We start from the raw sequence: 14,186 nt of genomic DNA on the forward strand, positions 1-14,186 counted from the left end.
CTCGGTTACATGTCCGCGACCATGTCTGCCGGCGCCCCGCTCCCCTACCTGAGCCGGAGCGCGGGCCGCGCCTCGGTCCCCGGCCCCGACCGGGGCCCCGCCGGGCGGGCCCGGGTGACCGACGCCCGCTGGTACCCGGAGTACGAGGAGGAGCCGCGCCGCGGTGGCCCGGGCGGACCGGGTGGCCCGGGTGGACCGTCCGGCCCGGGCGGGCCCGGCGGCTCCGGCGGCCCGGGACGGCGTGGTCCCCGCCCGCGCTGGGGGCGGATCGGCCTGGTGGCCGGCGTCGCGGTGCTGGTGCTCGCGCTGCTCGGCGGCGCGGGCGCGTGGCTCTACGCCCGCAGCCTCGACAACGACCTGGCGCGGACCGACCCCTTCTCGGAGATCACCGGCGGCCGACCGGCCAAGAAGGTCGACGGCGCGCTGAACATCCTCATGGTGGGCAGCGACTCCCGGGACCCGGACGCCCCGGTCGAGACCTCCGGCAAGTGGCGGTCGGACACGATCATCCTGATGCACGTCCCGGCCGACCACAAGGCGGCCTACCTGGTCTCCATCCCGCGTGACCTGTACGTACCGATCCCGGCAGACGCCGGCGCGTCCTGCGACTCCGGGCAGCGCAACAAGATCAACGCGGCGTTCGCGTTCGGCGGCCTGCCGCTCGCGGTGAAGACCGTGGAGTGCGTCACCGACGTCCGGATCGACCACGTGATGGCGATCGACTTCGCCGGCTTCAAGGAGGTCACCGACGCCCTCGGCGGGGTCGACCTGAAGGTGGACCGGACGATCACCTCGATCCACAAGCCCTACCGGACGTTCAGCAAGGGCGTGAACCACATGAACGGCGCCGAGGCGCTGGACTGGGTCCGGCAGCGCAAGCAGTTCCCGGACGGCGACTTCGCCCGGATGCGCCACCAGCAGGAGTTCCTCAAGGCGCTGATGGACAAGGCGGCGAGCACCGGCACGCTGAGCAACCCGAAGAAGCTGAACGACTTCCTCAAGGCGGTCACCGCGGCGGTCACCGTGGACAAGGACTTCTCGGTGACCGACATGGCGCTGGAGTTCCGGAGCCTGCGCGGCGAGAACCTGACCTTCCTGACCAGCCCCAACCTCGGCGGCCAGGACGTGGACGGCCAGTCGGTGGTGGTCTCCGACCGGGAGAAGGCGCTGGCGATGTACCAGGCCATCGCGGCGGACACGATGGGTGACTGGGTGAAGGCCAACCAGCCGGCGGACGGTACCGGCGACGGCGGCTGAACGTATTGACGAAAGGCAGAACCGGTCGGCGGTCAAGGTTCGTCCCACGGCGAGCCAACCGCCGACCGGTTGCTTTTTCTCAGCCGTTCGGGCAAACACCCTGGAAAAGCGCCGGGTTAACCGGGAATGACCAGTGGATGAGGTCGCCAAGACGGGAACGGATACGTACAGTGGTCCCGCCCCCGATCATCGAGCTGGAGCACGCATGCCGGTTCAGACCAGCCATCGCCCCCAGTCGCTGGATCCCGGCGCACCCGGGCGGGTGCCCCCGATCATTCCGACCCAGCCCGGCCCGGGCGGCGGTCGCGGCCCCGGCGGCGGCAAGAAGCGGACCAAGCGGAAGGATCCGCTCTGGGCCCGGCTCACCCTGATCTTCGGCGCGGTGCTGATGATGACCAGCGGCATCGCGATCGTCGGCAGCAAGGCGGTGATCGGTCAGGCCACCAGCGGGATCGCCCAGCGCAACCTGCTCGGTGACGCCGGCAAGTCCGACGCCGAGGGCGGCAACAACCTGGACGGCCCGATCGACATGCTGCTGCTCGGTGTCGACGCCCGGGAGCGCTGGGCGGCGGACAACGTCCGCTCCGACACGATCATCATCCTGCACATCCCGGCCAGCCACGACCAGGCGTACCTGATCTCGATCCCGCGGGACACCGAGGCGCAGATCCCGGCGGACTCCAAGTCCGGCTACCGGGGCGGCGTCGACAAGATCAACGCGGCCTTCTACTTCGGTGCGCAGAACGGCGGCGGCTGGGAGGGCGGTGCCCGGCTGATGGCCAAGACCATCAAGAACATGACCGGGATCAGCTTCGACGGCGCCGCGATCATCAACTTCGGTGGCTTCAAGAACGTCATCGACGCACTCGGCACCGTCCGGATCTGTGTCAGCCACGAGGTCAAGTCGCACCACATGTCGATGGTCGACGGCAAGCCGATGTGGAACGCGGACGCCCGCAAGACCGGCAAGCACATGACCCCGGTCGTGCACAAGAAGGGCTGCCAGGAGATGCCGGGCTGGGCGGCGCTCGACTACGCCCGCCAGCGCTACGGCCTGCCGAACGGCGACTACGACCGCCAGCAGAACCAGCAGCAACTGATCAAGGCGATGGCGAAGAAGGCCACCGACAAGGGCGTGCTGGCCAACCCGCTCAAGCTGAAGCAGCTGATCGACGCGGCCGGCAAGGCCCTCGTCCTGGACATCGGCACGGTGCCGATCGCCGACTTCATCTTCACGCTCAAGGGCGTGACCGGGAACGACCTGGTCACCCTGCGGACCAACGGCGGCAACTTCTCCACCGCGGCCAGCGGCCGGGAGACGCTCAACGAGACGAGCCGGGAGATGTTCCAGGCGGTCAAGGACGACACCCTGGCCGACTTCGTGGTGGCGAACCCGTCCGTCCTCTCCAACCGGAAGTGAGCCGGACCCGGCGGTAGCTGCGGCGAAGCGGCCACCGCCGGGCTCCCCGGCCCGTAGCCTGACGTGAGCGGGCCTCACGTACGGCGACGGGGAGGGGTGACTCACGTCCAGGGCGGCACGGACCGGACGCGGGCGGGGACGAACCGCCCGCTGGGCCCGGTTCCTGATCGGCGCCGGACTCGCCCTGGTCCTGCTCGCCACGCTCGGCATCGCCGGGCTGCACTGGCTCACCAGCCGCTACGACCGGACGGTGACCAAGCAGCAACTGCTCGACGACACGGCCCGGGAGCGGCGTACCGACCTGTCGCACCCGCTCAACTACCTGCTCATCGGCTCGGACCACCGGCCCGGCGCGAACCCCGAGGACCAGCGCTCGGACACCATCCTGATCGTGCACGTGCCGGCCGGGATGCGGCAGGCGTACCTCATCTCCATCCCGCGGGATCTGCTCGTCGCGATCCCGGCGGCGCCCGGCTACGGCGGCGGCCAGGACAAGATCAACGCGGCGTACGAGCACGGTGGCGGCGGCGAGGCCGGTGCCCGGCTGCTCTCCGCCACGCTCACCCGGCTCACCGGGATCCGCTTCGACGGCGCCGCACTTGTCGACTTCTCCGGGTTCAAGCAGGTCATCGACCTGCTCGGCGGGATCCGGATGTGTGTCGACACCCAGGTGCGGTCGATCCACACGAAGACCCTGTTCACCCCCGGCTGCCAGCAGATGGACGGCGCCCGGACCCTGGACTACGTCCGCCAGCGCTACGACCTGCCCGGCGGCGACTACGACCGGCAGCGGCACCAGCAGCAGATGCTCCGCGCGGTGCTCGACAAGGCCGGCGAGATCCACCTGCGCAACGACCCGGTCAAGCTGGACCGGGTGCTGCGGGCCGTCGGCGGGGCGCTGACCGTGGACACCAACGGCGTACCCCTGGAGGACCTGCTCCTGGCGCTCCGGTCGCTGCCCCCGGACGCCCTCCGGGGGGTCCGGGTCCCCTCCTACCCGCAGACCATCGACGAGGTCTCGTACGTGGTGCTGGACAACGGCGGTGGTGGCGTCTTCGACGCGGTCCGGAACGCCCGGATGCCGGCGTGGGCCGCCACGAATCCCCGCTGGGTCAACCGACTGTGACCGGGACGGCCGTCTAGGCTTGGTAGCCGTGTTCGGACCCCAGGTTCCCAGCGTGCCCGCGTCGGCCGTGCCCGACGACGTCTACCTGCTCGACGTCCGGGAGGACGACGAGTGGACCGCCGGCCATGCGCCGGCCGCCCACCACCTGCCGATGACCGAGCTGCCGGCCCGGATCGCCGAGGTGCCCGACGACCGCGAGGTGGCCGTGATCTGCCGCTCCGGCGGGCGCTCCGCGCAGGTCGTCGCCTATCTCATGCGCAACGGCTGGGACCAGGTGCGCAACGTCGAGGGCGGCATGGGCGACTGGGCCGCCGACGGCCGGCCCGTGGTCACCGACGACGGGCAGCCGGGCCGGGTCGCCTGAGGCGGGTCGGCGGCATGACCACCCCCCTGGTCTTCGCGCACCGCGGCTCCTCGTACGACCTGCCGGAGCACACGCTCGCCGCGTACCTGCGCGCCCTCGACGAGGGCGCCGACGGGCTGGAGTGCGACGTGCGGCTCACCCGCGACGGGCACCTGGTCTGCGTGCACGACCGCCGGCTGGACCGGACCAGCAACGGTCACGGGCTGGTCAGCGCGCGTACCCTGGCCGAGCTGGAGGCGCTCGACTTCGGCTCCTGGCACCCGGGCGCGGTGGCCGCCGACGGGGACGAACCGCTCGACGAGTCGCACACCCGGCTGCTCACCCTGGAACGGCTGCTCGACGCCGTGCTCGCCGCCGGCCGGCCGGTCCGGCTGCTGATCGAGACCAAGCACCCCTGCCGGTACGGCCGGGACGTGGAACGCCGCCTGGTGACCCTGCTGCGCCGGTACGGGCTGGCCGAGCCACGGCCGGACGACCCGGTCCAGGTGACCGTGATGTCCTTCGCCCCGATCGCCGTACGCCGGATCCGCGATCTCGCCCCCGACCTGCCCACGGTGCTGCTGCTGGAAGGGCTGCCGCGCTGGCTGCGGCTGGGCCGGCTGCCGTTCGGCACCCGGATCGCCGGGCCGGGGATCGGCCTGGTCCGGGCCCGGCCGCAGCTGGTGCCCGCGCTGCGGGCCGCCGGCAACCAGGTCTACGTCTGGACGGTGAACGAGGCGGAGGACCTGGAACTGGTGCTGGCCGCCGGGGTGGACGGGGTGATCACCGACCGGCCCGCCCGGGCGCTGGCCCGGTTGGGCCGATGAGTCCGGTCGATCGGCCCGGCGGCCGGTCCCGCCCGCCCGGCCGGGGGTGTCCGGGCAGCGGTCGGCGCGGCACACTCGGGACATGCCGGAGCGAACCGACTTCAACGCCCTCATCGCCGGCCACACCGACGTGATCGGCATGATCAACGCCGGGGTCTCCGGCCTCTCCGTGCTGACCCGGCTGCTCCGGGTGGTGCAGCCCGCGGTCGGCGCGGCCGGCCTGGTGTGGGTGGAGTTCGCCCCCGCCGGCGGGCGGGTGATCGCCGCGACCGGCAGCGCCGAGTTCGTCGTCGGCCGCCCCCTGCCGGCCACCGACCCGGCCACCGTCTGCCTGCTCTCCGGCCCCCCGGTCCGCGAGGTCCGGGTGGACGCCATCCCCGGCGCGCTCGCCGTCGAGGTGGCCGCCCGGGGCCTGTGCCGGATGATCGTCGCCCGCGCCGAGATCGGCGGCCTCACCGTGGGCAGCCTGCACGCCCTCTACCCGGAGGGCGACCCGCTCGACGCCTCCCAGCGCGCCGTCATCGGTTACGTCGCCGCCTGCATCGGCCACATGTACGGCGACCAGACCGGCCTGCCGGTGCACGGCGACGGCCCGGTGGTGGCGGCGCTCGCCGACGGCCTGGCGGTGGTCGACCAGGACCACCACGTGCGGCTCTGGAATCCGGCCGCCGCCCAGGTGACCGGCCGGCCGGCGGGGGAGGCGCTGAACCACCCGCTGCCGTTCCCGCTCCCCCCGTCCGGCCAGGTGCTCGACCACCGGCTGCCGGACGGCCGGTGGCTGCGGATCACCGCCGGCGAGCTGCCCGGCCCCGGCGCGCTGCGGGTGGTCACCTTCCGGGACATCACCGACCAGCAGCGCCGCGACCACGACCGGGACCTGTTCGTCGCGGTCACCAGCCACGAGCTGCGCACCCCGGTCACCGTCATCAAGGGGTACGCGGACACCCTCACCGACCACTGGGAGTCGCTCAGCGACGACGACCGGCGGCAGGCCGCCATGATCATTGGCCAGCGCGCCAACGAACTCGCCCGGCTGGTCGACCGGCTGCTCACCGCGGCCACCGAGCACCGGCCCGGCGGCGAGCCGGCCGCCCCGTTCGACCTCGCCGACGCGCTGCGGACCGCGGTGACCGACCTGCCGGCGGACGTCCGGCACCGGATCGCCCTCGACCTTCCCGACGACCTGCCCAAGGCGCTCGGCGACCGGCACAGCCTCGCCACCGTGCTCACCGAGCTGAGCACGAACGCGGGGAAGTACTCCTTGCCGGACACCCCGATCGAGGTCTCCGCCGGGGCGAACGAGCGCACCGTCTCCTTCCGGGTCGCCGACCGCGGCATCGGCATCCGCCCCGAGCACGTGGAGCGGGCGTTCGACCGGTTCTGGCAGGGCGAGTCCGGCGACCGCCGGCGCTACCCCGGGGCGGGACTGGGTCTCTATCTCGTCCGGCAGATCGTTGAACAGCAGAATGGATGGGTATCCCTCCGACCGAGGGCCGGTGGGGGTACGGTCGCAGAGGTGCGGCTGCCGCGGGGATGACCTGCGCACGCGCGGGGTGGAAGGAACGACGGTGGCGACGGGTTCGGCCGAACGATCGTGGTGCGTGGTGGTGCCCCACCACGCTACCGGCGCGCGCCTCGCCCGGCACCGGCTCGCCGACGAGCTGGCCGACGTCGTACCCCCGATCCTGCTGGCGGACCTGGTCGCGGTCCTCGCCGAGCTGGTCGGCAACGCGGTGCGCCACGCCGACCCGCTGCCCGGCGGTGTGGTCCGGGTGTCCTGGCGGTTGCGCTCCTCCGACGACGGGCAGACCGTCCAGCTCCGGGTGACCGACGGCGGGTCGGCCTCGGGCCCGCTGATGCGGCCGTCGAACCCCGACTCGGTCGACGGGCGCGGGCTGCACATCGTGTCCGGGCTGGCCAGCCGCTGGGGCGTCGAGCGGGACGGCCTCGGGCAGAGCGTCTGGGCCGAGTTCGACCCGGCCGGCTCGCCCCGGCAGGACCTGGTCGTGGCCGGGTGAGCGATCCGGGCCGCCCGGTCGTCTAGGCTGTCTCGCCGTGAGCAAGCGTCGAAAGAGCCAGCGGGCCGCCGCCGAAGCCACCCCGAAGCGGGAGAAGGTGCGCGACGTCTTCGTGCCCCGACCGTTCGAGGGTCTGGCCGACGAGCCGGAGTGGATCGCCCTGCGCGAGCTGGTCCCGGCCGCCTCCGCACCGCTGCGGCTGACCCCCGAGCTGATCGAGGAGTACGGCGACCGCCCGGTCACCCTGGCCACCGTGCTGCCGATGGCCGCCCCGGCGATGACCAAGCCGGACGGGCGGGTGTTCATCGGCCTGCAGCGGCACCAGCAGTCCGGCGACGTCTCCCGGGACCTGGCCGACGCGCTGCTCTGCGCCCTGCGCACCGAGCCGGGCGGTCAGGTGACCGTGCCGCCGCTGCCCGGGCCGGGCCCCCGCCTGCAGGACGTCCTGGTGGACGGCCCGCTGGAGATCACCATGCACGACGGCTTCGAGTTCTGGCTGGACCCGGGCGCCGCCGACGACCCGACCGTGCAGGCGTCGCTGGAGCGGGCCAACGCGGCGATCTACCCGACCGTCAAGCTGGCGGCGGCCCGGGCCGCGTACTGGTGCCAGGTGCCGGAGAAGGCGCACGTGCGCTGGGTGCTCCCGGACGACGAGGACGTGGCGCTGGACGCGCTGTCCCGGCTCGCCGTGGCCGGCACCCTCACCCTCGGCGAGCGGACCCGCTTCGCCGGCATGTTCCGGGCGCACGGCCGCCTGGTGCCGGTCTGGGACCTGCCCGAGGACGTCCCGGCCACCGACTGGGAGGAGCCGGTGACCGAGTTCGCCAAGCGGTACGCCGAGGCGCTGGAGGAGAAGGAGCCGCTGGACGCGGCCGGGCGGCGGGCCCGGCAGGGTCTCCTCGGCCGCCAGCTCACCCTGCGCTGAGGGGTAAGGAAGGCCCCTTGTTAACAGACGTCTGTTAACAAGGGGCCCTTCCTTTCAGCCGCGCAGCGGCTCGCGGACCAGCGGGCAGGACATGCAGCGCGGGCCGCCCCGGCCGGAGCCCAGCTCCGAGCCGGCGATCGCGATCACCTCGATGCCGGCCCGTTCCAGCTGGGCGTTGGTCTCCACGTTGCGTTCGTAGCCCACGCAGAGCCGGGGCGCCAGGGCGAGGGTGTTGTTGCCGTCGTCCCACTGCTCCCGCTCGGCGGTGACCGGGTCCAGGCCGGTGTCGATCACCCGGAGCTGGTCCAGGTCCATCGCGTCGGCGGCGGCGCGCAGGAACGGCGCCGGCCCGTCCACCCGGGGCTCGTCGCCGTCCGCCCCGGCGATGACCGTGTACGCCGACAGCGTGCTGGCGATGTTCGGATACATCAGCACGGCGTCCGCGTCGACCATGGTGCAGACGGTGTCCAGGTGCATGGTGGCCCGTTCCTGGGCGATCGGCACCACCAGGATGGTGTGCGCCAGGCCGGCGGCGAAGACCTGCCGGGCGAGCCGTTCCGCGCCGGCCGGGGTGGTCCGCTCGCCCACCCCGACGGCGAGCACGCCCGGCGCGAGCAGCAGCACGTCACCGCCCTCGAGGTGCTCCAGCTCGGGGTGGTAGACGAACTCGGTGCCGGCGAAGCGCGGGTGGTGCCGGTAGATGGCGTCGGTGAGGCTGGTCTCCCGCCGCCGGGCCGTCATGGCCAGGCTGGTCACCCCGACCCGGTCCCCGATCCACACCGAGGAGTCCCGGGTGAAGAGGAGGTTCGGCAGCGGGTCGATGACGAAGTCGTGTCGGTCCATCAGCGTCCAGACCAGACCGCCCGGCCGGTCCCCGCCGACCCGCAGCTCCTCGTGGGCGAGCCCGGCGACGAGGACGTCGGCGAGGGTGGCCGGGTCGAGGTAGGCGAGGTGGTCGGCGACCCGCCGGCGCAGGGTGTCGCCCAGCCGGGGCGAGCGGAGCACCAGCTCGGTCAGCTCCGCGCGGGCGTCCGGCACGGCGAGCGTCTCGGCCAGCAGGTTGGCGAGGTACAGCACCTCCACCCCGCGGTCGCGCAGCGCGGCGGCGAAGGCGTCATGCTCCTCCTGTGCCCTTCCCACCCATGGGATAGCGTCAAAGAGCAACGAGTCGTTGTTGCGTGGGGTGAGGCGGGCGAGTTCCGGCCCGGGGCGGTGCAACAGCACGGTGCCGAGTCGAGCGACCTCGCTGTCCACGTAGTGGGTCACCTTCGCAGCGTAGGACAGGCTTCCGCACCATTCGGGAAAAGAAGTGTGAATGAATATGGCATTCATCCGCACTCATTCCGGCGCTTCAACTTGCCGAGCCCCCGGGTAGGCAACGTAGGGTAGTGGAGACATAACTTCGAGAGACCTTTTGCCGGAGGTCGCGATGACTGTCTTTCCCGCTCGTCGAGCAGTACCCGGCCGGGCACTGCCGACCGTCGCCATACCCCACCCCCGGGTCGAGTCCACCTCGGTGCTCGAACCAGCCCGGCCGACGCCCCTCGAGTGGGCGCGCCGCCGCCGGGCCGAGCGGGGCGCCCGGCGGCTGGAGGCGGCCGGAGCCCGCGCCATCGGCCAGCTCGACCACCTCGGGCCCGCCTGGCACGTCATCGAGTGGCCTCGTACGGACGCGGTGGACGTTCTCCTCGACCGCGGTCAGGACGAGCGGGCCGGGTTCCTCGCCATCGGGCCGAGCGGCCTCTTCGCGGTCACCATCGCCGACCACGGCCGCGCCCGGGTGCTCGTCGCGGGCGACGTGGTGCAGATCAACGGCAAGCGTCCGCCCTATGTGGCCGAGGCCCGCCGGGACGCCAAGCGGGCGAGCAAGGCGCTCTCCGACGCGGTGGGGCTGCCGATCCCGGTCACCCCGGTGCTGACCTTCGTCGGCTCCGGGGTGATCAGCGTCTACGGCCTGCCGAAGGACTGTCTGATGGCCACCCACCGGGAGCTGGACCGCCTGCTCATCGCCGGGGGCAACCGGATCAGCCCGGCGACCGCCGAGAAGCTGTCCCGGGTCGCCCAGGCCCCCTCCACCTGGCTCAACGGCACGTACCGTCCAGCGGCCGACTACCGGTGGTACGAGGAGGGCCGAACGGCCGCTGACAAGCGGGCCGCCCGGCGGTAACGTCTCCGGCGACGCCACGCGGTCCGCGGATCCGCCCCCGGTGGTTTCCGTCGGCCGCGCCGTCGCCGGCCGCCCGACACCGGGCACCCCTCGCACCGACATCCGTCCCCCGACGACGCCGACGCCCCGGGTTCCCCCGGCCAGCGCCGGCGACCGGCGGGCCGAGCGCGGTCGGGCGGTCGTCGTGACGACCGGCTAGCGTGGACAGACCGTCGGTGTACATAGGAGGCGCGGTGGCCCACGTCGAACTCTCGCTCTCGGAAGTGTTCCCCACTCCGGCGGGGACCGCGGACGAGCAGGAGTCCGACAACTTCGGGCAGTGGTCGGGGACGGTCTCCCGGGCCGCCGAACCCTGCCTGCTGATCGACGGCGACACCACCGTGGTGGCGATCTCCGCGTCGGGCTGTGACCTGCTCTGCCTGGGCGCGCCGGAGGACGTGATCGGGCGGCCGCTGCTGGAGGGCGGGCTGCGTCTGGTCGACTTCACCGCCCAGCCCAGCGAGCTGACCGAACAGGAGTCCGACAAGATCCCGCCGCTGCTCGCGCTGCACTCCGGCCGGCTCGCCCGCGGGCTGCTGCGGGTCCAGGGGCCGGGCGACGACGCCGGCACGACCGTCGACGCGATCGCCACGCCGGTGCTCACCGACGGCGAGGTCGCCGGTTCCCTCACCTTCTTCTCCCGCGTCTGACACCGGACCTTCACCCGAACGGGCGATCCTCCTACGATGGGCTCGGCCAGTCAGCCGTAACGGCGTACGTCGATGCCGAGGATCGGACAGTTGTCACCCAGCCCACCCCACCGCACCCCGCACCGCCGGCCCTTTCCGGCGGTGCTGGTCGCCGTGCTGGCCCTCGCCGGCTGCGGTGCCCCACCCGAGCTGCACCAGGCCGCCACCCCGGTCGTCACGGCCTCGACCGCCCCGCCCCCCGTGCCCACCCCGACCCCCAGCGCACCGCCGGCCGCCCCCACCGCTCCCGTCTCCAGCCCCTCCGACCTGGTCGCCACCGCCTGCGCGGACGGCCCGACCGGCGACCGGGTGGTGTCCCTGCTGCGCGGGAAAGCCGGGGTGCTGCCCCGGGGCGTACGGGTCACCGTCCGGTCCGGACCACTCTGCGGGGGCGGCTGGCAGTACACGGTGCTGAAGGTCAGCGGGCACGAGGAGCTCCAGGTGGTCACCCGGGGCAGGCCCGGCGCCCTGGAACTGGTCACCGCAGGGACGGACGTCTGCTCCGTCGAGGTACGCGCCGCCGGCCCGCCCGGCATCCGGACCTTGGCCTGCGACGGCACGCCGGGTGCGTAGGCTGGTCGACATGCCGGGAACACCGCCGACCCGCTTCGTCTACCTGGGCCCCGAGGGCACCTTCGCCGAGCAGGCGCTGCGTACCGTGCCAGCCGCCGAACGGGGCAGCCGCACGCCGTCCCGCAGCGTCGGCGAGGCGCTGGACGCCGTACGGGCCGGCGAGGCGGACGCCGCCCTGGTGCCGTTGGAGAACTCCATCGGCGGCGCGGTCGGGGTGACACTCGACGAACTGGCCGAGGGGGAGCCGCTGGTGATCACCCGGGAGGTGATCCTGCCGGTGGAGTTCGTGCTCGCCGCCCGCCCGGGCACCTCGCTCGCCGAGGTCCGCAGCCTGGCCGCGCATCCGCAGGCATCCACCCAGTGCCGCAACTGGCTCCGCGACCACCTGCCCGACGCGGCGGTGGTGGACGTGCTCTCCAACGGCGCCGCCGCGGCGGGCGCCGCCACCGGCGAGTACGACGCGGCCATCTGCGCCCCGATCGGGGCGGCCCGGCACCGGCTGGCCGTGCTCGCCGACAAGATCGCCGACCACCCGGACGCGGTGACCCGGTTCGCGCTGGTCTCCCGCCCGGGCCCGCCCCCGCCGCCCACCGGGGACGACATGACCTCGCTGGCGATCTACATCGCCCACGACCGGGTGGGCGCCCTGCTGTCCGTGCTGATGGAGCTGGCCGTCCGCGGGGTGAACCTGACCCGGATCGAGTCCCGCCCGACCGGTGAGGCGCTCGGCCGGTACGTCTTCTTCCTCGACTGCACCGGCCACGTCGCCGACGTCCGCCTCGGCGAGGCGTTGCAGGGGCTGCGCCGGGTCTGCGCGGACGTGCGCTTCCTCGGGTCGTACCCCCGGCACCGCTGGAGCCCGGCGGCGAGCGAGCGTCCGGTCCCCGCGCCGGCCGGCCTCTCCGACGCCGACTACGCCGACGCGGCGGCCTGGCTGGCCCGGCTGCGCGCCGGTGAGCTGACCTGACGGCACGCGGGACGCCCACCCGGGCGTCCCCCGCACCCGACGGTCACTGCAGCAGCCCGCCGAGCAGGCCGCCCTGCTGCTGTTGCTGGGCCCCGCTGCCCTGCACCGGCGCCTCCTCCGACGGCTGGACCACGACGAAGCCCTGGCCGGCGAAGCTCATCGTGAACGCCTCCCCGGTGCTGCGCCCGAGCAGCGTCCCGAGGCCGAGCTGCTCGGCCCGGTGGTAGCCGGTCTGGAGGTTGGCCGACCAGCAGACCGCAGCCTGCGGGTCGACGTAGGTCGGGGCGTCCACGTTGAGCACCACCGGGGTGCCCTTGGTGGTGACCGCGATCCGGCCGTGGCCGGTGAACACGCAGTTGAACAGGCCGGAGGCGGCGAAGCCCATGCCGCTGACCATCTTGATGTCGTACGTCAGCGTCGAGTCGAAGGCGAGCACGCTGGACCCGTTGATGGAGAGCGCGTCGCCGGGCTCCAGGTCGATGATGTGCACGTCCTTGGCGAGGTCGGCGAGGAACACGTCGCCCCGGCCGCTGAGCTTCATCAGCGGGACACCCTCACCGGTGAGTCGTTGCTTGATGAACTTGCCGATGCCGCCGGAGCCGAGCGCCTGGAACTGCACCTGGCCCTGGTACGCGACCATGGACCCGACGCGGGCCATCGCCTCGCCGTTCAGCTCGATCTTCAGCATCTTGGAGTTCTGCAGCCGCATGCCCGGCTGCTGGGACTCCTTCTCAAGGTTCTCCGCGGAGAACAGCGCGCTGCGCATGGGGTTCTTCCTCCTGCATCGGGGTGGGCCTGTCCGCAGGTTAGGGGAACCGCGCAAGGCGGGGGATCAGCCGAGCGGGGCGCGGCGTGGCGCTGGTCAGCCCCAGCCGAGGGCGTGCAGCCGCTCGTCGTCGATACCGAAGTGGTGGGCGATCTCGTGCACCACGGTCACCGCGACCTCCTCGACGACGTCCTCCTCGGTGTCGCAGATGCGCAGGATCGGACGGCGGTAGATGAGGATGCGGTCCGGCAGGACCCCGGAATAGTCCCAGCCGCGTTCGGTGAGCGCGTGTCCCTCGTAGAGGCCGAGCAGGTGCTCACCCGGGGGCGGATCGTCCTCGACCAGGATGACCACGTTGCTCATCAGCCCGAGCAGCTCCTCGGGCACCTCGTCGAGGGCCTCGCCGACCAGCTCCTCGAACCGCTCCCGGCTCATCTCCACGGCCACCCGACCGGTCACCCCTTACGAAGTCAGCACCACAGGCACGGAAAGAGCGCCGACGGCGCTCCTTCCGTGCGGTGCGGCCACGCGTCGCGCGGCCGAGGTCAGGCGAGGCGGGCGTCGAGGGTGATCTGCGCGCCCGGGGAGAGCAGCCGCGAGATGGGGCAGTTCTCCTTGGCCGCCTCGGCCAGCTTGGTGAACTGGGCGGCGTCCATGCCCGGGAGCTGGCCGACGGTCTCCAGGTCGATCCGGGTCACGGTCATGCCCGCGTCGGTCTTGTCGAGGTGCACCTTGGCCGTGGTCTCGACCGAGATGTCGGTGGCGCCCGCGTCGGCGAGCTGCTTGGAGAGGGCCATCGAGAAGCAGCCGGCGTGCGCGGCGCCGATCAGCTCCTCGGGATTGGTGCCCTCACCCTCCTCGAAGCGGGACTTGAAGGAGTAGCTGCCGGTGAGACCGCCCTTGCCGGTGCGGACCGTGCCGGCGCCCTCGGTGAGGTTGCCCTGCCAACGTGCGGAAGCGGTACGGATAGGCATGGCACGACGCTATCCGAAAGCGGCCGGCACCGCACCGGCCGGACGCCTTGCGGTGCCTGTCACCGGCTGCCAGGTGTGTCATGATTCGACGCAGG

At 72.8% G+C, this 14,186-nt stretch carries 16 protein-coding genes; 12 read left to right on the forward strand and 4 right to left on the reverse strand.

Going from position 1 to position 14,186, the window contains the following annotated elements:
• The first annotated feature begins 9 nt into the window (after nt 1-9).
• The 8 genes from EFE23_RS08525 to EFE23_RS08560 all read left to right on the forward strand — a co-directional run bounded on the left by EFE23_RS08525 (nt 10) and on the right by EFE23_RS08560 (nt 7,916).
• Complete coding sequence (locus EFE23_RS08525) at nt 10-1,257, forward strand: LCP family protein (RefSeq protein WP_123240364.1); 1,248 nt, start codon at nt 10-12, stop codon at nt 1,255-1,257.
• 205 nt (nt 1,258-1,462) lie between these two features.
• The gene (locus EFE23_RS08530; protein ID WP_123240365.1) at nt 1,463-2,677 is read left to right on the forward strand and encodes an LCP family protein; all 1,215 of its coding nucleotides are present in this window, start codon (nt 1,463-1,465) and stop codon (nt 2,675-2,677) included.
• A gap of 250 nt (nt 2,678-2,927) precedes the next feature.
• Nucleotides 2,928-3,803, forward strand: a complete 876-nt coding sequence (locus EFE23_RS08535; protein ID WP_123240366.1) for an LCP family protein — start codon at nt 2,928-2,930, stop codon at nt 3,801-3,803.
• A 28-nt stretch (nt 3,804-3,831) separates the two neighbouring features.
• Nucleotides 3,832-4,167, forward strand: coding sequence for a rhodanese-like domain-containing protein (locus EFE23_RS08540; protein ID WP_123240367.1), 336 nt, complete (start codon nt 3,832-3,834; stop codon nt 4,165-4,167).
• Nucleotides 4,168-4,181: 14 nt separating this feature from the next.
• The gene (locus tag EFE23_RS08545; protein WP_123240368.1) at nt 4,182-4,973 is read left to right on the forward strand and encodes a glycerophosphodiester phosphodiesterase; all 792 of its coding nucleotides are present in this window, start codon (nt 4,182-4,184) and stop codon (nt 4,971-4,973) included.
• An 82-nt stretch (nt 4,974-5,055) separates the two neighbouring features.
• Entirely contained in the window at nt 5,056-6,510 is a 1,455-nt protein-coding gene (locus EFE23_RS08550; protein WP_123240369.1) for a sensor histidine kinase, read from the forward strand.
• 64 nt (nt 6,511-6,574) lie between these two features.
• Nucleotides 6,575-6,991 (forward strand): ATP-binding protein, encoded by a 417-nt coding sequence (locus EFE23_RS08555; protein WP_233600922.1) that lies wholly within the window; start codon nt 6,575-6,577, stop codon nt 6,989-6,991.
• Nucleotides 6,992-7,028: 37 nt separating this feature from the next.
• Nucleotides 7,029-7,916 carry a DUF5926 family protein gene (locus EFE23_RS08560; protein WP_123240371.1) on the forward strand — a complete coding sequence of 296 codons (888 nt, stop codon included), beginning with the start codon at nt 7,029-7,031 and terminating at the stop codon, nt 7,914-7,916.
• A gap of 54 nt (nt 7,917-7,970) precedes the next feature.
• Here EFE23_RS08560 and EFE23_RS08565 read toward each other — a convergent pair whose 3' ends face one another.
• Entirely contained in the window at nt 7,971-9,182 is a 1,212-nt protein-coding gene (locus EFE23_RS08565) for an arginine deiminase (protein ID WP_123240372.1), read from the reverse strand.
• 163 nt (nt 9,183-9,345) lie between these two features.
• Here EFE23_RS08565 and EFE23_RS08570 point away from each other — a divergent pair, with 163 nt between their 5' ends.
• The 4 genes from EFE23_RS08570 (at nt 9,346) to pheA (ending at nt 12,351) form a co-directional block, all read left to right on the forward strand.
• Entirely contained in the window at nt 9,346-10,083 is a 738-nt protein-coding gene (locus EFE23_RS08570; protein ID WP_123240373.1) for a hypothetical protein, read from the forward strand.
• A 233-nt stretch (nt 10,084-10,316) separates the two neighbouring features.
• Nucleotides 10,317-10,772, forward strand: coding sequence for a hypothetical protein (locus EFE23_RS08575; RefSeq protein ID WP_123240374.1), 456 nt, complete (start codon nt 10,317-10,319; stop codon nt 10,770-10,772).
• A 90-nt stretch (nt 10,773-10,862) separates the two neighbouring features.
• Nucleotides 10,863-11,384, forward strand: a complete 522-nt coding sequence (locus EFE23_RS08580; RefSeq protein ID WP_233600920.1) for a hypothetical protein — start codon at nt 10,863-10,865, stop codon at nt 11,382-11,384.
• A 10-nt stretch (nt 11,385-11,394) separates the two neighbouring features.
• On the forward strand, nt 11,395-12,351 hold the full coding sequence (pheA, locus tag EFE23_RS08585) for a prephenate dehydratase (protein ID WP_123240375.1): 957 nt from the start codon (nt 11,395-11,397) through the stop codon (nt 12,349-12,351).
• 43 nt (nt 12,352-12,394) lie between these two features.
• Here pheA and EFE23_RS08590 read toward each other — a convergent pair whose 3' ends face one another.
• The 3 genes from EFE23_RS08590 to EFE23_RS08600 all read right to left on the reverse strand — a co-directional run bounded on the left by EFE23_RS08590 (nt 12,395) and on the right by EFE23_RS08600 (nt 14,091).
• Complete coding sequence (locus tag EFE23_RS08590; RefSeq protein ID WP_123240376.1) at nt 12,395-13,117, reverse strand: AIM24 family protein; 723 nt, start codon at nt 13,115-13,117, stop codon at nt 12,395-12,397.
• A gap of 96 nt (nt 13,118-13,213) precedes the next feature.
• The gene (locus tag EFE23_RS08595) at nt 13,214-13,558 is read right to left on the reverse strand and encodes a metallopeptidase family protein (RefSeq protein WP_199736980.1); all 345 of its coding nucleotides are present in this window, start codon (nt 13,556-13,558) and stop codon (nt 13,214-13,216) included.
• A gap of 104 nt (nt 13,559-13,662) precedes the next feature.
• Nucleotides 13,663-14,091 carry an OsmC family protein gene (locus tag EFE23_RS08600; protein WP_123240377.1) on the reverse strand — a complete coding sequence of 143 codons (429 nt, stop codon included), beginning with the start codon at nt 14,089-14,091 and terminating at the stop codon, nt 13,663-13,665.
• Nucleotides 14,092-14,186: the final 95 nt, after the last annotated feature.

This window comes from Micromonospora solifontis (assembly GCF_003725545.1).
GTDB classification, from domain to species: Bacteria; Actinomycetota; Actinomycetes; order Mycobacteriales; family Micromonosporaceae; genus Micromonospora; species Micromonospora solifontis.

Coding starts and splice junctions, on each gene's coding strand:
- EFE23_RS08525 (WP_123240364.1), top strand. CDS start 10: ATGTCCGCGACCATGTCTGCCGGCGCCCCGCTCCCCTACCTGAGCCGG.
- EFE23_RS08530 (WP_123240365.1), top strand. CDS start 1,463: ATGCCGGTTCAGACCAGCCATCGCCCCCAGTCGCTGGATCCCGGCGCA.
- EFE23_RS08545 (WP_123240368.1), top strand. CDS start 4,182: ATGACCACCCCCCTGGTCTTCGCGCACCGCGGCTCCTCGTACGACCTG.
- EFE23_RS08550 (WP_123240369.1), top strand. CDS start 5,056: ATGCCGGAGCGAACCGACTTCAACGCCCTCATCGCCGGCCACACCGAC.
- EFE23_RS08570 (WP_123240373.1), top strand. CDS start 9,346: ATGACTGTCTTTCCCGCTCGTCGAGCAGTACCCGGCCGGGCACTGCCG.
- pheA (WP_123240375.1), top strand. CDS start 11,395: ATGCCGGGAACACCGCCGACCCGCTTCGTCTACCTGGGCCCCGAGGGC.
- EFE23_RS08590 (WP_123240376.1), bottom strand. CDS start 13,117: ATGCGCAGCGCGCTGTTCTCCGCGGAGAACCTTGAGAAGGAGTCCCAG.
- EFE23_RS08600 (WP_123240377.1), bottom strand. CDS start 14,091: ATGCCTATCCGTACCGCTTCCGCACGTTGGCAGGGCAACCTCACCGAG.